Raw genomic sequence first — 22,427 nt, 5'->3', positions numbered from 1 at the left:
ACACTCGGTAACCTTGTGCGGGGCGGATTCACGCGCGCCCCCGTCCTCCCGCCCACCCCCGTGTACCAGGAAGGTGTCCACCACCGTGGAAACCCGTACGGCCCCGGCCGCAGTGATCGTCGCCATCGACGGGCCCTCCGGCACCGGCAAGTCGAGCACGTCCAAGGCCGTCGCGGCCCAGCTCGGCCTGAGCTACCTGGACACCGGAGCCCAGTACCGGGCGATCACCTGGTGGATGCTGAACAACGGCATCGACGTGCAGGACGCGAAGGAGGTGGCGACCGCCGCCGTCAAGCCGGTCATCGTCTCCGGCACCGACCCGGCCGCCCCGACGATCACCGTCGACGGCGAGGACGCCTCCGGCCCGATCCGCACCCAGGAGGTCACCTCCAGGGTCAGCGCCGTCAGCGCGGTCCCCGAGGTGCGCACCCGGATCACCGAGCTCCAGCGCACCATCGCCGCCGCGGCCGACCGGGGCATAGTGGTCGAGGGCCGGGACATCGGTACCACCGTCCTGCCCGACGCCGACCTGAAGATCTTCCTCACCGCCTCGCCCGAGGCGCGCGCCGCCCGGCGCAGCGGGGAGATCAAGGGCTCCGACCTCGCCGCCACCAAGGAGGCGCTGATCAAGCGGGACGCGGCCGACTCCGGCCGCAAGACCTCCCCGCTCGCCAAGGCGGACGACGCGGTCGAGGTGGACACCACCGAGCTGACCCTTCAGCAGGTCGTCGAGTGTGTCGTCACCCTCGTCGAGGAGAAGCGGGCCGCGAAGTGACCCGAGCCACTACGGGCTCGCCCTCGCCGCGCGGCGCGGCGGTCGGACGCGGGATCGGCATCGGGCTGATGTACGGGCTGTGGAAGCCCCGCGTCCTCGGGGCGTGGCGGGTGCCGGCCTCCGGACCCGTCATACTCGCGGTGAACCACTCCCACAACATCGACGGTCCGATGCTGATGGGCACCGCGCCCCGGCCCGTCCACTTCCTGATCAAGAAGGAGGCGTTCGTCGGTCCGCTCGACCCGTTCCTCCACGGGATCGGGCAGCTGAAGGTGGACCGCACGACCGCCGACCGCACCGCCATCACCCGGGCCCTGGGTGTGCTGGAGGAGGGCGGGGTGCTCGGGATCTTCCCCGAGGGCACCAGGGGCGAGGGCGACTTCGCCTCCCTGCGCGCCGGGCTCGCGTACTTCGCGGTGCGCAGCGGGGCGCCGATCGTGCCCGTGGCCGTCCTGGGAAGCACCGAGCGCCGCGGACGGTTGATATCGGCACTGCCGCCCCTGCGCAGCCGGGTCGACGTCGTCTTCGGCGAGGCGTTCGAGGCGGGCGACGGGAGCGGCCGGCGTACGCGCAGGGCGCTGGACGAGGCGACGGTACGGATCCAGGCCCGGCTGACCGCCCATCTGGACGGGGCCAGGCGTTTCACCGGGCGCTAGGTAAGACTTGAGTAGTGGGTCGCGCAGTCGCGGCCCATCGATGATGCAAAGAGGAACGGACTTCATGAACGACCAGATTCACTCCGACGGCTCGGACCATGAGCACGGAGCGCTTGGCGACGCCGAGTACGCGGAGTTCATGGAGCTCGCCGCGGAGGAGGGCTTCGACCTCGAGGACGTCGAGGGCGCGATCGGCGAGGCCGGTCACGGACCGCTGCCCGTGCTCGCCGTCGTCGGCCGCCCCAACGTCGGCAAGTCGACATTGGTGAACAGGATCATCGGCCGCCGCGAGGCGGTCGTCGAGGACAAGCCGGGCGTCACCCGCGACCGCGTCACCTACGAGGCCGAGTGGGCGGGCCGCCGCTTCAAGGTCGTCGACACCGGCGGCTGGGAGCAGGACGTGCTGGGCATCGACGCCTCCGTCGCCGCCCAGGCCGAGTACGCCATCGAGGCCGCCGACGCGGTCGTCTTCGTGGTCGACTCGACGGTCGGCGCGACCGACACCGACGAGGCCGTCGTCAAGCTGCTGCGCCGGGCGGGCAAGCCCGTCGTGCTGTGCGCCAACAAGGTCGACGGGCAGAGCGGCGAGGCGGACGCCGCCATGCTCTGGTCGCTGGGCCTCGGCGAGCCGCACCCGGTCTCCTCGCTGCACGGCCGCGGCACCGGCGACCTGCTCGACGCCGTGCTCGAAGCGCTTCCCGAGGCCCCGGCGCAGCGCTTCGGCACCCCGGTCGGCGGACCGCGCCGGATCGCGCTCATCGGCCGCCCGAACGTCGGCAAGTCCTCGCTGCTGAACAAGGTGGCGAACGAGGACCGCGTCGTCGTCAACGAGCTGGCAGGCACCACCCGTGACCCGGTCGACGAGCTGATCGAGCTCGGCGGCATCACCTGGAAGTTCATCGACACGGCCGGCATCCGCCGCCGCGTCCACCTCCAGGAGGGCGCGGACTACTACGCCTCCCTGCGCACCGCCGCCGCCGTGGAGAAGGCCGAGGTCGCCGTCGTCCTGATCGACGCCGGCGAGTCCATCAGCGTCCAGGACCAGCGCATCATCACCATGGCCGTGGAGGCCGGGCGCGCCATGGTGATCGCGTACAACAAGTGGGACACCCTCGACGAGGAGCGCCGCTACTACCTGGAGCGCGAGATCGAGACGGAGCTCGCGCAGGTCTCCTGGGCCCCGCGGGTCAACGTCTCGGCCGCCACCGGCCGCCACATGGAGAAGCTGGTCCCGGCGATCGAGACGGCCCTCGCCGGCTGGGAGACCCGCGTCCCCACCGGCCGGCTGAACGCCTTCCTCGGCGAGGTCGTCGCCGCCCACCCGCACCCCATCCGCGGCGGCAAGCAGCCCCGCATCCTGTTCGGCACCCAGGCGGGCACCAAGCCGCCGCGCTTCGTGCTGTTCGCCTCGGGCTTCCTGGAGCACGGCTACCGCCGGTTCGTCGAGCGCCGGCTGCGCGAGGAATTCGGCTTCGAGGGCACCCCGATCCACATCTCGGTGCGGGTCCGCGAGAAGCGCGGCCGCAACAAGTAGCCGACACGGGCGCAGCACGAAGCCCCGGCCGGTCCCGGACCCGGGACCGGCCGGGGCTTCGTGCCGCGTCAGGCCCCGCGTGAACCGGGCGGCAGCGCGGCCGGCTGGGTGCGCCCGGAATGCCGGCCCACCCGCTGCCAGGAACCGGTGCCGCCACGGGTGCCGGTGGCCCCGCCGGCCCCGCCGGTCGCGGACAGCCCGGTGGAGAAGCCCGGGCGGGGGGCCGCCGGAAGACGGCTGCCGAAGAGCCCGCTGCCGAAGGACATGAAGCCGAGATTCTCCTCACCGCTCCGGTCACCCGGCAGCGCCCGGAACGAACGGCGGTACTCGGAGTACAGCGCGTCGTAGATCGGGGTGTGGGACTGGCCACCCGAGGGGTCCTGCGTGGGGCGCATGGCAGGGATCGGGCTCGGGCGCTGGTGTGAGGAGTCGTATGAGTGCACGTACGGGCCAACGACCCCGGTGTCCGTCGGATGCGGGCGCGACGGAGAAATAGCGGTTCGCCGCGGGCGCGAGGACCGGTCGGCCACGATCAGGTCCCGGCCAGCGGCATCGCGGCGGCGACCAGGAGCCCGTCGGCCGCGGCCCTGTCCAGCGCGTCGCGCAGCAGGTCCTCGCGGGGCTGCTGGCCGATCGCCCCCGCCGGGGCGGCGAAGACGAGGACGGTCTGCGACTTGTTGGCCGCGGTCCGCCAGCCCTCGGTGACCTGGAGCGGGGCGTGCGCCTGCCACCAGGCGACCGGGGCGCCGCCGTCGGGGCCCGGCTGGAGCACGGCGTGCAGCTTGCCCATGGCGAGCAGGATCGACCAGCCGTGCAGGACGGCGGGCACCTGGTCCATCCGGGGGGCCCGGTGGAAGCCCTGTTCCAGCAGCAGCTGGAGGAACTCGTCCCCCCGGCTGCCGTCCGTGCCCGGCCGGGCGATCGCGCCGGTCGGCTCGACGACGAGGGCCGGGTGGAGCTCGTCGTCGATCAGGACGAGACCGCTGGTGATCCCGAGCACGGCCTGCTCGGGGGGAAGGTCCTGCGACGGCCCGGCCCCGGCCTCGTTTCCGGTGATGCTGCGCACGGCCCCCTGCAGCTGCTCCTCGGCGACCTGGACGACCTGGGAGGGGATGCAGGTGGCGTGGGCGAAGGCGAGCACCGCGGTCTCGTCGCCGACGAACAGCACCGTGCTGGTGCGTTCCTGTTCGGAGTTCCCCGGGGTGCGGCAGGAGGTGCAGTCGTAACTGCCGGGAGTGTTGTCGCCGACGAGCAGCCGGTCGGCTTCGGCATCGCCGATCTCGGCGCGTACGTCCTCGCTGACGTCGAGCATGCGCGGCACGGGTGGCTCCTCGAACTCGGTGCGTGCGCCGGGCGGTTCCCGGCTCATGAAGATGACAACGGGAGATCCGCGGCCGGGGTCACGCGAGAAAGGGAACGTAATCGAACCATCCGCCACAGAGGGTGAATCCCGGTGTCCGTCGGGGCACATGCCGCCGATTCCTCCTGGTGGGGTGTACGGCGATGTGGTCGACTCGACGACAGCCCTGCACGCCGATACGTCGACAAAGCAGGAAAACGGATGAGCCGGCGAGCGGCCGAAAATCGTTTCCTTCCGGAGTGAACCTCCGGGAGCTTTGTACCGTCATGGCAAGTGCACCCCGCCCACTGGCCAGTTGACCCGGGAGACACGGCGTTCCATGCACATTTCTTTCCTGCTCCACAACGCCTACGGAGTCGGGGGCACGATCCGAACGACGTTCAACCTCGCGGAGGAGCTGGCCGGGCACCACGACGTCGAGATCGTGTCGGTCTTCCGGCACCGGGACGACCCCGTCCTGGGCGCACCCCCGGGCGTGCGCATGAGCCACCTCGTGGACCTGCGGAAGAAGAGCCCGACATACGACGGCGACGCGCCCGAGCACGCCCGCCCCGCCACGGTGTTCCCGCGCGGCGACAGCAGGCACCGGCAGTACAGCAGGCTGACCGACGCACGGGTGGCGGAACATCTGCGCTCCCTGGACGCGGACGTCGTGGTCGGGACCAGGCCGGGGCTCAACGTGCAGATCAGCAGGCAGACCCGGCGCGGCCCGGTCCGGATCGGCCAGGAACACCTCACCCTCGACAGCCACGGCTACCGGCTGCGCCGCGAGATCGGGCACCGCTACGCCCTGCTCGACGCGATCACCACCGTCACCGAGGCCGACGCGCGTGCCTACCGGACCGGGCTCAAGCTGCCCGGCGTACGGATCGAGGCCATCCCCAACAGCGTGCCCGCGCCGACGGTCGCCCCCGCCGACGGCGACCACAAGTGGGTGATCGCCGCGGGCCGGCTGCACCGGGTCAAGCGGTACGACCTGCTCGTGCGGGCCTTCGCCGACGTGGTGGCCGCCCGCCCGGACTGGCGGCTGCGCATCTACGGCGGCGGTGACGCCACCGGGAACGAGCGGGAGACACTGGTCGCGCTCATCGACGAACTCGGCCTGCACGAGCACGTGTTCCTGATGGGCCCGGTCAACCCGCTGGAGGCCGAATGGCCCAAGGGGTCGATCGCCGCGGTCACTTCGGACCGCGAGTCCTTCGGCATGACCATCGTCGAGGCGATGCGCTGCGGACTGCCGGTCGTCGCCACCGACTGCCCGCACGGCCCCCGCGAGATCATCGACGACGGCACCGACGGGCGGCTGGTGCCGGTCGGCGACACTGCGGCGGTGACCCGGGCGCTGCTCGGGCTGATCGACGACGACGAGGCACGGCACCGGGCGGGGCACGCCGCCCTGGTCGCCTCGCAGCGATTCGACCCGGCACGGATCGCCGAACGCCACGAACGGCTCTTCACCGAACTCGCCGCACGGGGCCCGCGCGAACGCTCGCACGGCGCGATGCGCACCACCCTGCACCGCGCCCGGGGCACGGTGCTCGACGGGGCGTACGCCCTGCGCTACAAGGCGGCCGCCGTGATCCGCAGGGGGAACTCCGCATGACCGCCACCACGTCCCGCCGAACGTTCCGGGCCGACTGCACCGTGGGCCCCGACGGCGGGATCACCTTCGACCTGGACCGCCGCCGCGACGAGGACGGCGAACTGCCCGAACTCCTGCTCCGGCTGCGCGGTGCCAAGGGCGCGGACGGGACCGTGCGGCTGGCGCTGAGCCCGCTGCGCGACGGCCGGCTGCGCGCGGTGCTGCCGGGCTGCACGGAATCCGCCGAGGGCCGCTGGGACGTCCATCTGCGGGAGCCGGACGCGAACGACGCCGAGGCGGTGGCCGTCCGGCCCGGGATCAGGGACCTGCGGCTGCTCGTCGACCGGGCCCCGGACACCGGGCAGATCGCGGTCCGCATCCCGTACCCGACGCTCGACGGCCGGCTCGCCGTGCGCTGCTGGCTGCGCGCACCGCACGCCGAGGCCGGGCCGATCACCCTGGAGGACGGCACGATGACCGTCCGGGGCACGCTGTACGGGACGGAGCTCGGCGCCGACGCCCGGGTCGAGGCGCGGCTGTCCGGCGCGGAGGGCCGGGTGCTGCGGGCACCGGTCACCGGGCGGGGCGGCACCTTCACCTGCGCGCTCCCCGTCGGCCGGCTGGCCGACGGACCCCTCACCGAGCAGCAGCTGTGGACGCTCTGGCTGGTCCCGGGGGCCGCGGACGGCGGACCGGACGGCGGGGTGCGGATCTCCCGCATCCTCGACGACGTCTGGGACCGGAAGAAGATCTTCGTCTACCCGGCCCGCCCCGTCGGGGAGGGGGCCCTGGCCACTCCCTGTTATTCGAGCGACAACGACCTCTGCGTACGGCTCGACCCGGCCCCGGCGAAGTCCCCGGCCGCTCGATAGCCCGCCGGCGCACCGCCCCGCCGTGCGGCCGGGCGGTCCGGCGCGTGCCGTGCGGTCCGGCGCGCGGTGGGGCGACCCGGCGCACGTCCGGGGCCCGATGCCCGTGTTTGACGCCACCGCGCTCCAAGGCGCCCGCGCTCAGCGACCTTCGCGCCGCGCACGGAGCCGCCGTGGCCCCGGACCGTGCGAGGGCCGGGGCCGGACGGGCCCGGCCGTTCGAGGATCCGGACCGGGGGCGGGCCCGGGGTGTCCGGGGCCCTGGCAGACTCGCCCATGTTGGAGACCTCGGCACGACTGCTGCGCCTGCTCTCACTGCTCCAGGCGCACCGCGACTGGTCCGGCGCCGATCTCGCCGAACGGCTCGGCGTCACCCCGCGCACCGTCCGGCGCGACGTCGACAAGCTGCGCGACCTCGGCTACCCGGTCAACGCCAGCCCCGGCACCGGCGGCGGCTACCAGCTCGGTGCCGGGGCCCAGCTGCCGCCGTTGCTCCTCGACGACGACGAGGCCGTCGCCGTCGCCGTCGGGCTGCGCACGGCGGCGGGCAACGGCGTCGAGGGCATCGGCGAGACCTCCGTACGCGCGCTGGCCAAGCTCGAACAGGTGCTGCCGAACCGGCTCCGGCGCCGGGTGAACGCGCTGAACGCCTTCACCGTGCCGCTGTTCCGCGACCCCGGCGCCCACGCCGCCGACCCGGCCGTCCTGACCGAACTCGCCGCGGCCTGCCGGGACGCCGAGCGGCTGCGCTTCGCGTACCGCGACCACGCCGGTGCCGCGACGCGTCGCACCGTCGAACCGCACCGGCTGGTGTGCGCCGAGCGCCGCTGGTACCTCGTCGCCTGGGACCTGGACCGGGCGGCCTGGCGCACGTTCCGCGCGGACCGGATCACGCCCACGCCGCCGCACGGCCCGCGGTTCGTCCCCCGCGACCCACCGGCCGAGGACCTGGCCGCCTACGTCTCCGAGGGACTCTCCACCACCGCGTACGCCACGCACGCGGTGGTCCGGCTGAAGGTGGGCATCGAGCGCGCGGCCGCGAGGACCTCGCCGTTCGCCGGGACCCTGGAGGCGATCGACGCCGACAGCTGCCTGCTGCGCACCGGTGCGGCGAGCATGGACGTGCTGGTCGTCCACGTCCTGATGCTGGGATTCGACTTCGAGGTCGTCGAGCCGCCGGAGTTCGAGGAGGCGATCAAAACGGCCCGGGACCGGCTGTCCAGGGCTCTGGACTGAGCCCCGCCGCAGGTGACCGGTTCCGTCCGCAGGGGTGTCGACCGGTCACCGGGAGGCGAGGGCCGGCCTCTATAGGGGCGCCGGACAGCCGCCTCCGCCCCCCGAAGCGAATATTGTGACCAAAGGATAAGGGTGCCATAAGGAAGCGTGAATTCCTGGCGGCATTCTCATTTACTCAAGTCATTCTGTACGGGAATTCGAAACGAATCGAATGGGCTATTCCGTTTGATTTCCGAGGCTGCCGCGTGATTATTTCCGACTTTGTGTGATTACTGTGTGTCGGCTCCCCGGACGCGCGTCCGGGCGTCGCGGCACGGACGGTGCGCGTGTCGTGATCCTGTGACACAAGCGTGACCGGCGAGGGACGTGGGGATGCCGTGCGGCGACCGCCTCCCCGGCTTCCGTCCGGGTCCCCGGCCGCCTACGGTGAGAGGCATGGCACCCATACCGACCCCCTCCGCCCAGCCCGACGACCCGCCCGGCGCGTACGTCGGCCTCGCCGCCGACGCGGCCGAACGACGGGCCCGCAGCCATGGCTGGGCCACCGTCAGATCCCTGCCGCCGGGCGCGATCATCACCATGGAGTTCCGGAGCGGGCGGATCAACTTCGAGGTCGACGACGCCGTCGTCACCCGCTGCTGGGTGGGCTGAGCCCCACCGCCCCACCGCCCTGCCGCCCGGCCTCCGGGCGGCAGAAGGGCTCCGGAGACACGAGGAAGGCCCCGACATTGGTCGGGGCCTTCCTCGTTGTGCGGTGGGGAAGCGGTCGTGCGTACCGGCCCCGCGGCCGGTTCCTCAGCCGCCCGCCACCGGGCGGGCCGGGCTCGCGCCCCCCCGCGGTGCGCGGTCGGCGTGCGGCGGGCGCCGGCTGCCGGTCGGCGTGACCGGGGACCGCTCCGAACGCACCAGGTGCGGCGAGGGATGCGACGGGTGCGCGGGATGGGAGCGCGAGCGGGTGCCCGGCCCGCCCGCCGTCGCGACGGCCGGCTCCAGTACGGGTCCCTGTGCCACGACGTCGCCGCCCTCCGGGATCGGCACGGTCCGGGGGCCCCCGGCCGCGACGGGCACGGACGGAACGGGTCCGCGTCCCCGCAGGTACTCGCGCTGGGCGAAGATCCACGCCTCGGCCCGGGTGATCATCGGCTCGACCCAGGGCAGGCCCAGCATGATCAGCAGCCCCGCCGCCCAGCCCAGCAGGACGTCGCTGAGCCAGTGCGTACCGAGGTAGACGGTGGTGAGGCCGACGCCGAGCGAGACGATGGCCGACAGGGCCGACAGGTAGCGCCGGGCGCGTGGGGTGGTGGCCAGATAGGCGAGGATTCCCCAGGTCACGACCGCGTTGGCGGTGTGGCCCGAGGGAAATATGTCGCCGCCGGCGAAGAGTTCGGCGGAGCCGATCTGGGTCGCGTAGTGCGGGCCGAGGCGCCCCAGGCCGATCTTGACCGCGCCGACCGAGACGTTGAGCAGCAGCAGCGCCGCGCCCAGGGTCAGCAGCGGACGCAGCGTGTGCTGCCGCCAGGAGCGCCAGCCGAGCCAGCAGGCGACCATGGTGGCGGTGGGGCCGCGCTGGCCGAGCACGATGTAGTAGTCGAGGAAGGCGTGGATCTCCGGCCACTGCTGATACGGCCGGAAGAGCATGACCTTCCAGTCCAGGGCCACCAGCCAGGAAGAGACCAGGACGGCGACGACGATGGCGGCATAGAACGCCAACGTCCCGCCGAAGAGGGCGATGCGGTGACGGCTCATCCGCGGTGGCTCTATCTTCGGCGGCTCCGGCTCCCGGTCCAGCCGGGCGAAGATGTCGGTACGCACCCAATCGACGTTACAGCGAGTTAGTGAGCGACCAGGGCGATCCGGTCCCTTCGTGATGACGATGTGATGTGGGCTATGTCTCGGACGGGCCTTAATTCCTGATCGACGGAAGCGTTCCGGCGACTCTCCGCGCCATTGATTTCGCACGCATTTCGGAAGGGTGTTTGGCTGCGGACAGAAAAGCACAGGAGGCGCCGGTATGAATTTCTCCGGGCGGGAGAAGGGCGGAACGGACGGTGCCGGTGCGGTCACCGGCCGCGCCCGGCACGGGCCCCGCCGGACGACTCCCGGCGGGCCTTGGGTACCGTCCTGTGCCGGGCGCGGGGCGAGTCCGCGCAGGTCCGGGCGGCGGCGTGGCGTGGTGCACGCCACACCGCGAGGTCCGACGGGGTATGAAGTGGGCCACGCGTGAGGGTGCCGAACTCGCGTACGCTGACGGATCACTCGCCCGTCGATGCCGGGCCATGAGGGACAGCGAACCCCTGTCACCCCGGTTGGCCCGCCGAGCGCGAGGGACCTTTGGAGGTACATGCATGTCCGGGACGACCACAGCCCGATTCCGGCTGCGCCCAGCCGCCGACGGTGCCAATCGATGGGTCGTCCTCGTCGTTCTCTGCCTCAGCCTCCTGCTGGTGGCGCTCGACTCGACCGTGCTCCACGTCGCCGTCCCCGCCGTCACCGAGGACCTGCGCCCCGGCGCCGTCGCCCTGCTCTGGATAGTCGACGCCTATCCGCTGGTCTGCGCCTCGCTGCTGGTCCTCTTCGGCACCCTCGGGGACCGGGTCGGCCGGCGCCGCATCCTGCTGCTCGGCTACGCGCTCTTCGGGGTGGCCTCCGCGGTCGCCGCCATGGCCGACAGCCCCGGGGTGCTCGTCGCGGCGCGGGCCCTGCTCGGCGTCGGCGGCGCGATGATCATGCCCGCGACGCTGTCGATCCTCCGGCAGGTCTTTCCCGACCGGCGCGAGCGGGCCGTGGCGATCGGCATCTGGACCGCCGTCGCCGCCGTGGGCGCCGCCACCGGACCGGTCGTCGGCGGCTTCCTCGTCGAGCACTTCTGGTGGGGCTCGGTCTTCCTGATCAACGTTCCGCTGATGGCGCTGGTCCTGCCGGTCGGCCGCCTGCTGCTGCCCGAGTCGCGCGGCGGCGACGACGGTCCGTGGGACGTGCTGGGCGCGCTGATGGCCGCGGCCGGGGTGCTCGGCGTGGTCCTCGGGGTCAAGCGCGCGGGCGCGGGCGAGGTACTGGGCGCGGCCACGCTCGTCCCGCTGCTGCTCGGGGCCGTGCTGCTCGTCGCGTTCGTGCGCCGGCAGAAGCGGCGCGCGCATCCGCTGATCGACATCGGGCTGTTCTCCCGACCCGCCTTCTCCACCTCGGTGGGCTGCATCGTCATCGCGATGCTGGCCCTGGTCGGGCTGGAGCTCATAGCCGTGCAGTACCTCCAGCTCGTCCTGGGGCTGAGCCCCCTGGAGACCGGCCTGCGACTGCTGCCCCTCACCCTCGCGGCCATGGTCGCGGGCGCCTTCGGCTCCCACACCCTGCGCCTGCTGGGCCCGCGCCGGATGGTCGGCTGGGGCTTCGTGCTCACCGCCCTCTCGGTGCTGGCCCTGACCGCGATGGGCCAGCACGACCGGCCCGTGCTGCTGACCGCGGCCTTCGTCGCCCTCGGCTTCGGCCTCCAGACCACCCTCTTCGGGGCGTACGAATCCATGCTCAGCGAGGCCCCGGCCGACCGCGCGGGCGGCGCGGCGGCGATCGGCGAGACCTCGTACCAGCTGGGCGCGGGCATGGGGATCGCCCTGCTCGGCAGCGTCATGAACGCCGCCTACACCCCCGGCCTCTCGGAACTGCCCGGCAAGGGCGTCCCGGGCTGGGCCCGCACCGCGGCCACCCACTCGCTGGGCGAGGCGTACCAGGTGGCGGACCGGCTGGGCGGACCGCTGGGCGCGGTGCTGCGCACCACCGCCCGGCACGCCTTCGTCTCCGGGCTGCGCGTCACGCTGCTGGTCAGCGCGGCGCTGCTGCTGCTCGGGGCGCTCGCCGCGCTGCGGCTGCCGCGCGGGATGGAGCACGCCGCGCCGGCCCCCGACTCCCCGGCGGACGAGGTGCGTGAACCGCTGCGGACCGACGCGGACAGTACGTACGAGTCCCGTACCGCGCACGAGGCGCCCGCCGCGGACCGCGCGCCGCACCCGATACCCCGGCCCGCCCGGCGCCGACCCGCCGGGGCGACCGGCTCTGGACGGGCGGCGCACTGAGCCGTAACGTCGGTGCGACGCCATAACTAACACTGCTAGTTTTAGCATCGTGCGAGCCGCCGGAGGCACCCTCATGTCCACCACCGAGTCCTCGAAGCTCCCGCCCTTCGACCCCGCCGACCCCCTCGGCATCGACGACCTGCTCGGCGCCGAGGACCTCGCGATCCGCGACACCGTCCGGAGCTGGGCCGCCGACCGCGTACTGCCGCACATCGCCGAGTGGTACGAGAACGGCGAACTGCCCGGCATCCGCGAACTGGCCCGCGAACTCGGTTCGCTCGGCGCGCTCGGCATGTCCCTGCAGGGCTACGGCTGCGCGGGCGCCACCGCCGTCCAGTACGGACTGGCGTGCCTGGAGCTGGAGGCGGCGGACTCGGGCATCCGCTCCCTGGTCTCCGTGCAGGGCTCGCTGGCGATGTACGCCATCCACCGCTACGGCTCCGAGGAGCAGCGCGAGCGGTGGCTGCCGGGCATGGCGGCTGGCGAGACCATCGGCTGCTTCGGCCTCACCGAGCCCGACCACGGCTCCGATCCGGCCGGGATGCGCACCCACGCCAGGCGGGACGGGGACGACTGGGTGCTCACCGGCCGCAAGACGTGGATCACCAACGGTTCGGTCGCCGGGGTGGCCGTCGTCTGGGCGCAGACCGACGAGGGAGGTCCGGGCCGGGGGATCCGCGGGTTCGTCGTGCCGACCGACGCGCCGGGCTTCTCGGCACCCGAGATCCGGCACAAGTGGTCCCTGCGCGCCTCGGTCACCAGCGAACTGGTCCTCGACGAGGTGCGGCTGCCCGCCGACGCGGTGCTCCCCGGCGTCATCGGCCTGCGCGGCCCGCTCAGCTGCCTGAGCCATGCCCGCTACGGCATCGTCTGGGGGGCCATGGGCGCGGCGCGCGCCAGCTTCGAGGCGGCCCTGGAGTACGCGAGGACCCGGGAGCAGTTCGACCGGCCGATCGGCGGCTTCCAGCTCACCCAGGCCAAGCTCGCGGACATGGCCGTGGAGCTGCACAAGGGCATCCTGCTCGCCCACCACCTGGGGCGGCGGATGGACGCGGGGAGGCTCCGCCCGGAGCAGGTCAGCTTCGGAAAGCTCAACAACGTGCGGGAGGCGATCGACATCTGCCGCACTTCACGCACGATTCTCGGCGCCAACGGGATCTCGCTGGAGTACCCGGTCATGCGCCATGCGACGAACCTGGAGTCGGTGCTCACCTACGAGGGGACCGTGGAGATGCACCAGCTGGTGCTGGGCAAGGCGCTCACCGGTCTCGACGCGTTCCGTTAGGACCGCGACCGGCGGGGGGGCTGCCGGAAGGGGGCGGGAACGGCCCGACGAGCGCCCTGCTCAGCTCTGGTTGAAGAAGCCGTCGGCCGGCCGGCCGACGGCTTCGCCGCTGACCACCTGGGTGTCGGCCGGGGTCAGCAGGAAGACCCGGGTGGCCACGCGTTCGATCGAGCCGCGCAGGCCGAAGGTGAGGCCGGCCGCGAAGTCCACGACGCGCTTGGCGTCGGTGGGATCCATGGCCGTGAGGTTGACGATCACGGGGACGCCGTCCCGGAAGAGCTCGCCGATGGCCCGTGCGTCCCTGAAGCTGTCCGGGGTGACGGTGGCGATCCGGCGGCCCGTCTCCTCGGCCGTCTCGGACGCGATCTGCACCCGGGGGTCGGTCACCCATGCCTGGGCCGCCCCGGTCTGGGGGCCCTCGGCGTACTCGTCGTCGTAGTACCGCTCGTCGTTGTCCTCCACGAGGCCCAGCCAGGCACTTGCCTTGCGCACCGATCCCATGGACGCCTCCTCTCACCGCGGTTCCGTGATGTCCGCATCTCTTTCGTATCCCTATGGTCGTCCATGATGCGGATCGTGCGCCAAGTGGATAGTCGGCGCGCAGAGGGTTCGTGACGGTACTGATGCAGAAGATGTGGCGTTTCGTCAGGGTTCCTCCCGTATAAAGGGAGTGAAAGAAAGAAAATATGATGCCCCGGACCGTACGGGTGACATGAGGGACGTACGGGTGAACGGGGTGCTCGGTACGATGCACGTCGCGCGGTCGCACGACCCGGCGCGAAGGCGGAAAACTCTCGGGGGATCGTCGTGTTCGGAATCGTCAGGCCCTGCACCCATCGGTTGTCCGAGGGGCTCAGGACCGAATGGATGGCCCATCTCTGCGGGCTCTGTCTCGCGCTTCGCTCCGACCATGGGCAATTCGCCCGGATCGTGACGAACTACGACGGCCTGATCGTCTCCGTCCTGACGGAGGCTCAGTCGGAACGCACCACCGGATGGCGACGCACCGCGGGGCCCTGCCCGCTGCGCGCCATGCGGACCGCCCCGGTCGCCCGCGGCGAGGGCGCCCGGCTCGCCGCCGCCGTCTCGCTGGTGCTGGCCTCGGCGAAGGTCCGGGACCACGTCGCCGACGGGGACGGCCTGTTGAGGCGCCGCCCGGTCGCCGCGGCGGCCCGCCGGGTCGCGGCGGGCTGGGACCGCGCCGGGGCGCGCACCGGCGCGCAGCTCGGCTTCGACACGGCGCTCCTCGTCGACGCCGTCGACCGGCAGACCGGCATCGAACTGGCCGCCGGGCCCGGCACCCCGCTGCTCACCATCACCGAGCCCACCGAGACCGCCACCGCGGCGGCCTTCGCCCACACCGCGGTCCTCGCCGGCCGGCCGCAGAACGCGGAGCCGCTCGCCGAGGCGGGCCGGCTCTTCGGACGCCTGGCGCACCTGCTGGACGCCGTGGAGGACCAGGAGGCCGACGCCGCGTCGGGCGCCTGGAACCCGCTCACCGCGACCGGCACCTCGCGCGCCGAGGCGCGCCGGCTGTGCGACGACGCGCTGCACGGCGTACGGCTGGCCCTGCGCGACGCCGAGTTCACCGACGGCAAGCTGGCCCACGTGCTGCTGGCCCACGAGCTGCGGCAGTCGGTGGACCGGGCGTTCGGCACCACGGCGTGCTCGCACCAGCCGGGCGCGGTCCTGCTGGACGGAACGGCCGCGTCGTCGGCCACCCACCCGACCGGCGCGTTCGGTCCGCCCCCGGGCAATCCGTACGCGCCGACGAACCCCGGCGGTCCCGGTGGCCCCGGGCGGCCGCCCGAGCCGCCGCGCGACCGGCGCGGCCTGATCATGGGCTGCCTGGTGTGGGCGGGCCTGGCCTGCACCTGCCAGATGTGCTGCGGGACGTTCGAGGACCCCTGGAGCCACCAGCGCCGCGAAGGGCTCTGCAATCAGTGCGACTGCAGCAACTGCAGTGACTGCTGCGAATGTTGTGACTGTTGCAGCAATTGCAGCGACTGCTGCAGCTGCGACTGCGGTTGCGACTGCTGAACCGCCCGCCCGGTTCCGGGTGATCCGGTTGGATCACCCGGAACCGGGCGGGGCGGAAAGGCGCGAGGGCGCAGAGGGCCGGCTCAACAGGAGGCGGTCCACACGCGACCGAAGTGGAACGGGCATGCGGTGCCCCGTCAACCGGGCCCGGACGTACGGCTCACCGTGTGGACGGGCTTGACAGCCCGCGGTGACAGCGGTCGTCCCGGAGCGGGCCGGCAGGAGGGCCGGGTGCGCCCGGGGCCCGCGCCGCACGCCTGGGCGGCGGACATCCGGGACGGACGCCAGTCCCTCCCCGACGGGACCGGCGCCGAGCCCGGGATCCGCCGCCAGCAGGTCTCCCCGCGGAACGCGATCCTGATGCCGCACCTCACCCCGGGCGGGCTGGACGAGTTCGTCGACCGGGTCGTCCCGCTCCTCCAGGGGCGCGGCGCATTCCGCCCCGAATACGGCGGTCCCACGCTGTGGTCGCACCCCGGGCTCGCCGAGCCGGTGTGGAAGGGTTGACCGCATGAGCACGGACGCACAGCAGCCGCACGGCCCCGAGCAGGCGGCGCAGGACTGGAAGCACTGGCACGAGGAGCGCACCGCCGTGGTCGCCGGGCCGTACGGGCCCCTCTCCCTCACCGGCACCCACTGGCTCTCCGACCACCCGGAGGGCCGCCTTCCCGGGATTCCCGGACAGTGGCGGGAGGACGGCGACGCGGTGGTGCTCGACGCCACTGACAAGGACGGGCTGACCGTCGACGGCGAGCCCTTCACCGGCCGGGTGCGCCTCACCGCCGACCGGGGCCCCATCGACGGCTCCCGCGTCGCGCACGGCGCACGGCGACTGGTCGTGCTGAGCCGCGAAGGGCTGTGGGCGGTACGGGACTTCGACCCGGACTCCGCCGCGCGACGCGCCTTCCGGGCCGTCGAGGCCACCCCGTACGACCCCCGCTGGGTGCTGCCGGGCACCTTCCGCCCGTACGACGCCTCCCGCACGGTCCGGGTGGAGAACGCCGACGGGGTCGAGCGCGGACTCGGACTCGCCGGCGAGATCGCCTTCGGGATCGACGGCACGGAGCACACCCTCCAGGTGGCGGTCGAGGCCGACGGCTCGCTCTGGGCCGTCTTCGCCGACGCCACCAGCGGCCGGAGCAGTTACCGCTTCCGCTTCCTGCGGCCCGCCGCCCCGGACGCCGACGGCGGCGTGACGGTCGACCTCAACCGGGCACTGCTGCCGCCCTGTGCCTTCGCGGACCACTTCATCTGTCCCTTCCCGCCGCCCGGCAACACCCTTTCCGTCGCCGTCGAGGCGGGGGAGCGCAACCGCGTCGACCGCTGACGCGCCGCACCGTCACGCCCCCGGACGCGGTACCCCGGTGCCCCGAACGGCACCGGGGTACACGTGTCGGGAGTGACAGGTTCAGGCCAAGGGGCCCTCTTGCGCCACAAGTTGAGTGCCTTGAATACTTCCGGGACAGCGCTTGTCAGGAACACGGCAGGTTCGCCTCGCGGACCCATGCCGTGCGATCGGCTGCGCCTCGCGGGTCCGGCCACCCCACAGGCGGACCCCTGATTTCCCCTTGGGAGGAATGAAAAGTGAGGATCAAGCGCACCGCCCCCCTCAACGGCACCGCGAGACGCGCCAGGGCCGTGGCCGTCGCGGCGGGCCTCGTCTCCATCGCCGCGCTCGCCGTCCCCAGCGCCCAGGCCGACACCGCCACCACTTTCAGCACGGCGCAGCTCTCCGCCGCGAGCGACGCCGTCCTCGGCGCCGACGTGGCGGGCACCGCCTGGAACGTCGACCCGGCCACCGGCAAGGTCGTGGTCACCGCCGACAGCACGGTCTCGCAGGCCGAGATCGCGCACATCAAGAAGACCGCCGGGGTCAACGCCGGTGCCCTGAAGATCGAGCGCACCCCCGGGAAGTTCAGCAAACTTGTCGCCGGTGGCGACGCCATCTACGCCACCAGCTGGCGCTGCTCCCTCGGCTTCAACGTCCGCAGCGGCACCACCTACTACTTCCTGACCGCCGGTCACTGCACCGACGGCAACCCGCCCTGGTACACCACCTCCGCCAAGACGACGAAGATCGGCCCGACGGTCGGCTCCAGCTTCCCGACCAACGACTACGGCCTGGTCCGGTACGACAACACCGCGGTCGCCCACCCGGGCACCGTCGGCAGCGTCGACATCACCAGCGCCGCCAACGCCACGGTCGGCATGTCCGTCACCCGTCGCGGCTCCACCACCGGCACCCACAGCGGCTCCGTCACGGGCCTCAACGCCACGGTCAACTACGGCGGCGGCGACATCGTCTACGGCATGATCAAGACCAACGTCTGCGCGGAGCCCGGCGACTCGGGCGGCCCGCTCTACTCCGGCTCCAGGGCGATCGGCCTCACCTCGGGCGGCAGCGGCGACTGCACCTACGGCGGCACGACGTACTTCCAGCCGGTCACCGAGGCGCTCAGCGCGTACGGGGTCAGCGTCTTCTGACGTCCCCGCATGCCGGTTCGCCCCTCGGACGCGAGGTCGACCGGAACGGAGCCCCTGCCCGAATCCTGGGCGGGGGCTCCCGCACACCCCGCGGCTTTTGAGAGGATGTGGGGTACAGGTCGGTCACGCAGGAGCACACGGGGGCGGTCATGCCGCCGGGGGGACACCCCGGGCCGGGCCCCCGGCAGACACCCCAGGGGGTTCCAGGTCCGTGAAACGCATCGGAGTGACCGGTCATCGCAGCATCCCGCAGGAGGCCCGCGCCCATGTGCTCGACGGGTTGCGGGCGGCCTTCCGCGGCCTGGAGGGTTCCCTGGAGGCGTTCTCCAGCCTGGCGGTGGGGGCCGACCAGCTCTTCGCCGACATCGCCCTGGCCCGGGGCGCCGAGCTGACCGTGGTCATCCCCAGCGGCGACTACGAGTCCTCCTTCGCCGACGCCGGCGAACTCGCCCGCTACCGGGCCCTCAAGGACCGGGCGGTCCGGGAGGTCAGGCTCGACTACCCGCACTCCACCGACGAGGCGTACTACGCCGCGGGCGCGTACATCGCCGACCACTGCGACCGGCTGCTCGCGGTGTGGGACGGCCGGCCCGCCCGCGGTCTCGGCGGCACCGGCGACATCGTGACGTACGCCCGCAGCCTGGGCCGTCCCGTCACGGTGATCTGGCGCGAGGGCGTGGAACGCGGCTGACCGCCCGGGCGCGGACGCCCGCGCCCGACCGGCGTCACGCCGTGCCCGGTGCTGCGCCGCCTCGCGTGCGGCGCGTCGCACCACGTCACATCTGGTGCCGGGCCAGCCAGTCGGTGTGCTGCGGGGAGACGATGCGCTCGGTCTCGAAGACCGCCCGCGGCCACTGCCGTTCGGTCAGCGTGGTCTCCATCGCCACCTGCATCGCCTCCAGGTCCTGCTCCACCAGGGAGTGCGCCGAGATCAGCGGATGGTGCCGCCGCATCTCGTTCCACGCCAGACAGGCCGCGGCCGCCCCCGACAGCACCCCGGTCAGGGCGAAGGACTGGGCGACGGAGAACATCCTCAGCAGGGCGAGGGCCAGGGCCAGCGCGGTCAGCGCGGCGATGGTGGTCGACCAGACGAGAGTGGCCCTCCGCGACACCTCCTGACGCCTGCGGTACCAACTTCTCTGCTCGATGAGCCGGTCCCGCACGTACGTCTCTTTACGTACGGTGAATGCTTTTCCCCGCAATTCGCGCATGGAGTCGGTGATGAGCCCGCCGGAATCCGCCGTCAGATCGCGGGGGTCGGCCCAGCCCACTTTCCGGAGTTCCTGCAGCCCTTCCTCCAGGCGGTTGGCGAACACCGCCTCCGGGTGCTGGGTGCCGGTGTCGAAAGGCGCCCCGTGCACCGAGTAACGCCAGCACATCGACTTGATGAACTCGGCCGCCGAGCGGTTGAGTTGCCATTGCGACTTTGCTTTGCGCCGGGCGGAGAGGTACGTCGTGATCAGGACACCCAGGTAGGCCAACACGCCTGCGGCATCGACGAGTTGAAACGTGTCACCAACCGTCACGTGCCACGGAACCGCGGCCGGGACAGCACCCACGACCAGTAGGATCAGTTGAATACGGGTGGTGTTCACGGCCTCCCGCTGGCTCGCGACAGCGATCTCGTCCGTGTGGTGGAAGAGCGCCGGAAGGTCGGCGTTCCTGAAGACCATGCTCTGGAGCGGCCCGGGAAGCGCCGTCATGTCCACTCCCGTCTGCGGTTTTGTCGTCACCTCAATGGTGGAATCAGTGCTTCCGTTCGGCCTGGACGACCTTGTGCAACGCTCTTGTCCCAAGTGGGCGTCCTCGGTTGCCAACAGAGGTCATGAGAGTAAAGTCGTGCCGCCGGACACTGCAATGGTGCAGATAGCCTTGCTGTATTCCTGTCCGGAAACCTTCCATCGGAACAAATCCCCTCAAGGACAGCCGTGAAGACCACTGAATCCTCCACCTCCTTCGCCGTTGCGAAGAAGAACCGGGTGCCGCTCACCGAGATCGACGTCCGTGACGGCGCCACCGCCCGGAAGCTCGGCCGGGTGAACGCCGTGTCGGCCGGTCGTCCCACCCGGACGTCGACCTTCAACTCGGCGCTCTGAAAACGACACGCCGAGCGCCTCCGGGTGCCCCGAGCCGACGCCCCGATCACCCCTTCGGGCTGGCTAGACTGGTGGAATGACAGGACCCCTGGTCCCTTTCCGCGAAGTCGTTCTCAAGGTTCACAGCAGGTGTGATCTTGCCTGTGACCATTGCTACGTCTATGAACATGCAGATCAGAGCTGGAAAACCCAACCCAGAACAGTTTCTGATGATGTCATTTTCCGGACTGCTCAACGCCTGGCCGAGCATGCCAAGACACATGCACTGCCCTCCGTGTCAGTGATCCTGCACGGAGGGGAGCCCCTGCTGGCGGGCCCCGCGCGACTGCGACGGGTCTGCGAGGAACTCACCTCCGCCTTCGACGGCGTCGCGGAGCTCGACCTCCGCATCCACACCAACGGGCTCCAGCTCAGCCCCCGGTACCTCGACCTCTTCGACGAATTCGGCGTCGGGGTCGGCATCTCCCTCGACGGCGACCGGGCGGCCAACGACCGGCACCGCCGCTACGCGGACGGGCGCAGCAGTCACCCCCTGGTCCTCAAGGCCGTCGAACTGCTCCACCAGGAGCGCTACCGCCACCTCGACCTCGGTCTCCTGTGCACCGTCGACATCCGCAACGACCCGCACGCGGTCCTCGACGCGCTGACCGAACTCGAACCGCCGCTCATCGACTTCCTGCTCCCGCACGCCACCTGGGACACCCCGCCGCCGCGTCCGGACGGTTCGCCCACCGCCTACGCCGACTGGCTCCTCGCGATCTTCGACCGCTGGCAGGAGCAGGGGCGTCCGGTGCCGGTGCGGCTCTTCTCGTCGGTGCTCTCCACGCTGGGCGGCGGCCCCAGCCTCACCGAGTCCCTGGGGCTGGCCCCCACGGACCTCGTCGTCGTCGAGACCGACGGCCGGCTGGAGCAGGTCGACTCGCTCAAGAGCGCCTACGAAGGGGCCGCGGCCACCGGGTTCGACGTCTTCACCCACACCTTCGACGAGGTCGCCGGCCACCCCGGGGTGCGGGCCCGCCAGCTCGGCCTGGCCGGGGTCGGCGAGACCTGCCGCCGCTGCCCCGTGGTGCGCACCTGCGGCGGCGGTCTGTACACCCACAGGTACCGCTCCGAGGGCCCGTCCGGCGGGTTCGACAACCCCTCGGTGTACTGCACCGACCTGTTCGCCCTGGTGCGCGGCATCGAGGCCCGTACGGCGGCGGAGCTCGTCGCGCCCGCGGTGACCGGGCCCGCCGGGGTGGCCGCCGCCCAGCTGGACCTCAACCGCACCCTGCTCGCCCGGCTGAACGCCGACATCGGCCGGAGCGGTGGCGCGGAGTGGGAAGCCGCGTGGGAGCTCGCCGCCGCCGTCGAGGCGTCCGAGGAGGGCGCCCGCGCCCTGGACGAGGTGCTGGCCCTGCCGTACGCCCGCGGCTGGCTGCTCGGGGCGCTGGAGTCGGTCCACGAGGACCCCGGCGCCGTACGGGCGGCGCGCAGGCTCTCGGCGTACCTCGCGGCGGCCGTCGTACGGGGCGGTCTCGACCTGCCCGTACCGGTGGACCTCTCGGGCGGCGGCCTCTTCCTGCCCGGTCTCGGCGGGCTGCGCGTCACGGACGCGGGGGAGCGCGGCACGGGCGTGCTGCGGGTCACCGGGGACGGCTTCCTCGTCCGGCCGGCGGGGGGCGGCGGGGGCGGGCCGCGAGTCGCCCGGCCGGCGGAACCCGGTCCGGGCTGGCGGCCGCTGCGACGGCTCGCGATCCCCGGGGCGGCGTCCGGCCCGGTGCTCGACGACGCCGACCCGTTCCGCGACTGCTTCCCGGCGCCCGCGGCGGCCCCCCTCGACGACCGGGCCGCGGCCGATCTGGGGGCCAGGGTCGCCGCGGCCTGGACCCTGATCGGGACGAAGGCCCCCGCGCGGGCCGCGGAGATGGCGGACCGCCTCACCACCCTCACGCCCCTCACGGGCCCGGGACCGGCCGGGGTCGCCGTGGGACGGCACGGACCCGGGGCGCTGGGAATCTCCATGGACGGGGGCGCCGAGGAACTGGCGTTCGCGCTGCTGCGGGGATTCCGGAGGGCCGAATTGCGGGCGCTTGTCGATGTCACGGATCTTTACGCGGCGGACGGCTCCTGGGAACATCGAATGCCTTGGCAGGAAGAACCAGTTCCGTTTTCCCGGTTGCTGGCCGATACCTATGAGCGAGTGGGGTTGGGCGCATTCGAGCCGAGCTGCCTGGAGGGTGTGCCGGAAGCCCTCGACATGCTGGAAGGCGCCGCCGAAGTGACCGTCGGCGGGAAACAGCTGCTGGATCTGATGCGAAAAGAGATCTGAGGGTCGAATTCCGGTTCGATCAGGGGCGCCGGTACACAGGGGACAACTGGGAGGAACGGCCGCAGATCGAATTCGATCAAGAAAACGACCGGTCGAACCCGGGAACGTATGACTGAAAACCGGCGTTGAATG

20 protein-coding genes and 1 pseudogene are annotated in these 22,427 nt (G+C 72.2%); 16 read left to right on the top strand and 5 right to left on the bottom strand.

Going from position 1 to position 22,427, the window contains the following annotated elements:
- Positions 1 to 73: 73 nt before the first annotated feature.
- The 3 genes from cmk (at position 74) to der (ending at position 2,965) form a co-directional block, all read left to right on the top strand.
- Positions 74 to 775: a (d)CMP kinase gene (cmk, locus tag ACFYW1_RS29000; RefSeq protein WP_388999478.1), complete on the top strand. Its 702-nt coding sequence runs from the start codon at positions 74 to 76 to the stop codon at positions 773 to 775.
- On the top strand, positions 772 to 1,431 hold the full coding sequence (locus ACFYW1_RS28995) for a lysophospholipid acyltransferase family protein (protein ID WP_388999475.1): 660 nt from the start codon (positions 772 to 774) through the stop codon (positions 1,429 to 1,431). The genes cmk and ACFYW1_RS28995 overlap by 4 nt, the downstream gene beginning before the upstream one ends.
- A gap of 64 nt (positions 1,432 to 1,495) precedes the next feature.
- Positions 1,496 to 2,965 carry a ribosome biogenesis GTPase Der gene (der, locus tag ACFYW1_RS28990; RefSeq protein WP_388999472.1) on the top strand — a complete coding sequence of 490 codons (1,470 nt, stop codon included), beginning with the start codon at positions 1,496 to 1,498 and terminating at the stop codon, positions 2,963 to 2,965.
- A 68-nt stretch (positions 2,966 to 3,033) separates the two neighbouring features.
- Here the strand turns inward: der and ACFYW1_RS28985 are convergent, their stop codons facing one another.
- Positions 3,034 to 3,360: a hypothetical protein gene (locus tag ACFYW1_RS28985; RefSeq protein ID WP_388999469.1), complete on the bottom strand. Its 327-nt coding sequence runs from the start codon at positions 3,358 to 3,360 to the stop codon at positions 3,034 to 3,036.
- Between the two features lie 137 nt (positions 3,361 to 3,497).
- Positions 3,498 to 4,286: a hypothetical protein gene (locus tag ACFYW1_RS28980; RefSeq protein ID WP_388999466.1), complete on the bottom strand. Its 789-nt coding sequence runs from the start codon at positions 4,284 to 4,286 to the stop codon at positions 3,498 to 3,500.
- Positions 4,287 to 4,644: 358 nt separating this feature from the next.
- On the opposite strand from ACFYW1_RS28980, the gene ACFYW1_RS28975 reads away from it, so the two are divergent.
- The 4 genes from ACFYW1_RS28975 (at position 4,645) to ACFYW1_RS28960 (ending at position 8,663) form a co-directional block, all read left to right on the top strand.
- Positions 4,645 to 5,928, top strand: coding sequence for a glycosyltransferase family 4 protein (locus ACFYW1_RS28975; protein WP_388999463.1), 1,284 nt, complete (start codon positions 4,645 to 4,647; stop codon positions 5,926 to 5,928).
- Entirely contained in the window at positions 5,925 to 6,779 is an 855-nt protein-coding gene (locus ACFYW1_RS28970) for a transferase (RefSeq protein WP_388999460.1), read from the top strand. The genes ACFYW1_RS28975 and ACFYW1_RS28970 overlap by 4 nt, the downstream gene beginning before the upstream one ends.
- A gap of 273 nt (positions 6,780 to 7,052) precedes the next feature.
- Positions 7,053 to 8,012, top strand: a complete 960-nt coding sequence (locus ACFYW1_RS28965; RefSeq protein WP_388999457.1) for a helix-turn-helix transcriptional regulator — start codon at positions 7,053 to 7,055, stop codon at positions 8,010 to 8,012.
- Positions 8,013 to 8,447: 435 nt separating this feature from the next.
- Positions 8,448 to 8,663, top strand: coding sequence for an I78 family peptidase inhibitor (locus ACFYW1_RS28960; RefSeq protein WP_283850871.1), 216 nt, complete (start codon positions 8,448 to 8,450; stop codon positions 8,661 to 8,663).
- A 144-nt stretch (positions 8,664 to 8,807) separates the two neighbouring features.
- Here the strand turns inward: ACFYW1_RS28960 and ACFYW1_RS28955 are convergent, their stop codons facing one another.
- A complete protein-coding gene (locus ACFYW1_RS28955) occupies positions 8,808 to 9,824 on the bottom strand; it encodes a phosphatase PAP2 family protein (RefSeq protein WP_388999454.1) in 1,017 nt (338 codons plus the stop codon).
- Positions 9,825 to 10,357: 533 nt separating this feature from the next.
- Between ACFYW1_RS28955 and ACFYW1_RS28950 the strand changes: the two genes are divergently transcribed.
- Both ACFYW1_RS28950 and ACFYW1_RS28945 read left to right on the top strand, forming a co-directional pair.
- Positions 10,358 to 12,079, top strand: a complete 1,722-nt coding sequence (locus ACFYW1_RS28950; RefSeq protein ID WP_388999451.1) for an MFS transporter — start codon at positions 10,358 to 10,360, stop codon at positions 12,077 to 12,079.
- A 73-nt stretch (positions 12,080 to 12,152) separates the two neighbouring features.
- Positions 12,153 to 13,364: an acyl-CoA dehydrogenase family protein gene (locus ACFYW1_RS28945; RefSeq protein ID WP_388999448.1), complete on the top strand. Its 1,212-nt coding sequence runs from the start codon at positions 12,153 to 12,155 to the stop codon at positions 13,362 to 13,364.
- Positions 13,365 to 13,424: 60 nt separating this feature from the next.
- Here ACFYW1_RS28945 and ACFYW1_RS28940 read toward each other — a convergent pair whose 3' ends face one another.
- Positions 13,425 to 13,865 (bottom strand): cell division protein SepF, encoded by a 441-nt coding sequence (locus ACFYW1_RS28940; protein WP_148833848.1) that lies wholly within the window; start codon positions 13,863 to 13,865, stop codon positions 13,425 to 13,427.
- Positions 13,866 to 14,171: 306 nt separating this feature from the next.
- On the opposite strand from ACFYW1_RS28940, the gene ACFYW1_RS28935 reads away from it, so the two are divergent.
- From ACFYW1_RS28935 to ACFYW1_RS28915, 5 genes and pseudogenes are all read left to right on the top strand, one after another.
- Positions 14,172 to 15,404, top strand: coding sequence for a DUF5685 family protein (locus ACFYW1_RS28935; protein WP_388999445.1), 1,233 nt, complete (start codon positions 14,172 to 14,174; stop codon positions 15,402 to 15,404).
- A 354-nt stretch (positions 15,405 to 15,758) separates the two neighbouring features.
- Positions 15,759 to 15,911, top strand: a pseudogene (locus ACFYW1_RS28930) (F420-dependent methylene-tetrahydromethanopterin reductase); the annotation flags it as partial.
- 4 nt (positions 15,912 to 15,915) lie between these two features.
- Positions 15,916 to 16,731 carry a DUF1684 domain-containing protein gene (locus tag ACFYW1_RS28925; RefSeq protein ID WP_388999442.1) on the top strand — a complete coding sequence of 272 codons (816 nt, stop codon included), beginning with the start codon at positions 15,916 to 15,918 and terminating at the stop codon, positions 16,729 to 16,731.
- 257 nt (positions 16,732 to 16,988) lie between these two features.
- Positions 16,989 to 17,888 carry a S1 family peptidase gene (locus tag ACFYW1_RS28920; protein ID WP_388999439.1) on the top strand — a complete coding sequence of 300 codons (900 nt, stop codon included), beginning with the start codon at positions 16,989 to 16,991 and terminating at the stop codon, positions 17,886 to 17,888.
- A gap of 211 nt (positions 17,889 to 18,099) precedes the next feature.
- Entirely contained in the window at positions 18,100 to 18,579 is a 480-nt protein-coding gene (locus ACFYW1_RS28915; protein WP_388999437.1) for a hypothetical protein, read from the top strand.
- 85 nt (positions 18,580 to 18,664) lie between these two features.
- On the opposite strand, the gene ACFYW1_RS28910 is transcribed toward ACFYW1_RS28915, so the two are convergent.
- Positions 18,665 to 19,591: a DUF4231 domain-containing protein gene (locus ACFYW1_RS28910; protein WP_388999434.1), complete on the bottom strand. Its 927-nt coding sequence runs from the start codon at positions 19,589 to 19,591 to the stop codon at positions 18,665 to 18,667.
- A 225-nt stretch (positions 19,592 to 19,816) separates the two neighbouring features.
- On the opposite strand from ACFYW1_RS28910, the gene fxsA reads away from it, so the two are divergent.
- Entirely contained in the window at positions 19,817 to 19,984 is a 168-nt protein-coding gene (gene fxsA / locus ACFYW1_RS28905) for an FxSxx-COOH cyclophane-containing RiPP peptide (RefSeq protein WP_388999431.1), read from the top strand.
- A 76-nt stretch (positions 19,985 to 20,060) separates the two neighbouring features.
- Positions 20,061 to 22,295 carry a radical SAM/SPASM protein FxsBH, inactivated beta-hydroxylase extension form gene (fxsBH, locus tag ACFYW1_RS28900; protein WP_388999428.1) on the top strand — a complete coding sequence of 745 codons (2,235 nt, stop codon included), beginning with the start codon at positions 20,061 to 20,063 and terminating at the stop codon, positions 22,293 to 22,295.
- Positions 22,296 to 22,427 lie beyond the last annotated feature (132 nt).

It is taken from the genome of Streptomyces sp. NPDC002669 (genome assembly GCF_042889165.1).
Taxonomy (GTDB): Bacteria; Actinomycetota; Actinomycetes; order Streptomycetales; family Streptomycetaceae; genus Streptomyces.
This window is presented reverse-complemented; position numbering and strand designations above follow the sequence as displayed.

What these genes read in the sequence shown, in the direction of transcription:
- ACFYW1_RS28975 (WP_388999463.1), top strand. Translation starts at nt 4,645, where the DNA reads ATGCACATTTCTTTCCTGCTCCACAACGCCTACGGAGTCGGGGGCACG.
- fxsBH (WP_388999428.1), top strand. Translation starts at nt 20,061, where the DNA reads ATGACAGGACCCCTGGTCCCTTTCCGCGAAGTCGTTCTCAAGGTTCAC.
- ACFYW1_RS28985 (WP_388999469.1), bottom strand. Translation starts at nt 3,360, where the DNA reads ATGCGCCCCACGCAGGACCCCTCGGGTGGCCAGTCCCACACCCCGATC.
- ACFYW1_RS28950 (WP_388999451.1), top strand. Translation starts at nt 10,358, where the DNA reads ATGTCCGGGACGACCACAGCCCGATTCCGGCTGCGCCCAGCCGCCGAC.
- ACFYW1_RS28945 (WP_388999448.1), top strand. Translation starts at nt 12,153, where the DNA reads ATGTCCACCACCGAGTCCTCGAAGCTCCCGCCCTTCGACCCCGCCGAC.
- ACFYW1_RS28960 (WP_283850871.1), top strand. Translation starts at nt 8,448, where the DNA reads ATGGCACCCATACCGACCCCCTCCGCCCAGCCCGACGACCCGCCCGGC.
- ACFYW1_RS28965 (WP_388999457.1), top strand. Translation starts at nt 7,053, where the DNA reads ATGTTGGAGACCTCGGCACGACTGCTGCGCCTGCTCTCACTGCTCCAG.
- ACFYW1_RS28970 (WP_388999460.1), top strand. Translation starts at nt 5,925, where the DNA reads ATGACCGCCACCACGTCCCGCCGAACGTTCCGGGCCGACTGCACCGTG.
- ACFYW1_RS28910 (WP_388999434.1), bottom strand. Translation starts at nt 19,591, where the DNA reads ATGACGGCGCTTCCCGGGCCGCTCCAGAGCATGGTCTTCAGGAACGCC.
- der (WP_388999472.1), top strand. Translation starts at nt 1,496, where the DNA reads ATGAACGACCAGATTCACTCCGACGGCTCGGACCATGAGCACGGAGCG.
- ACFYW1_RS28940 (WP_148833848.1), bottom strand. Translation starts at nt 13,865, where the DNA reads ATGGGATCGGTGCGCAAGGCAAGTGCCTGGCTGGGCCTCGTGGAGGAC.
- ACFYW1_RS28925 (WP_388999442.1), top strand. Translation starts at nt 15,916, where the DNA reads ATGAGCACGGACGCACAGCAGCCGCACGGCCCCGAGCAGGCGGCGCAG.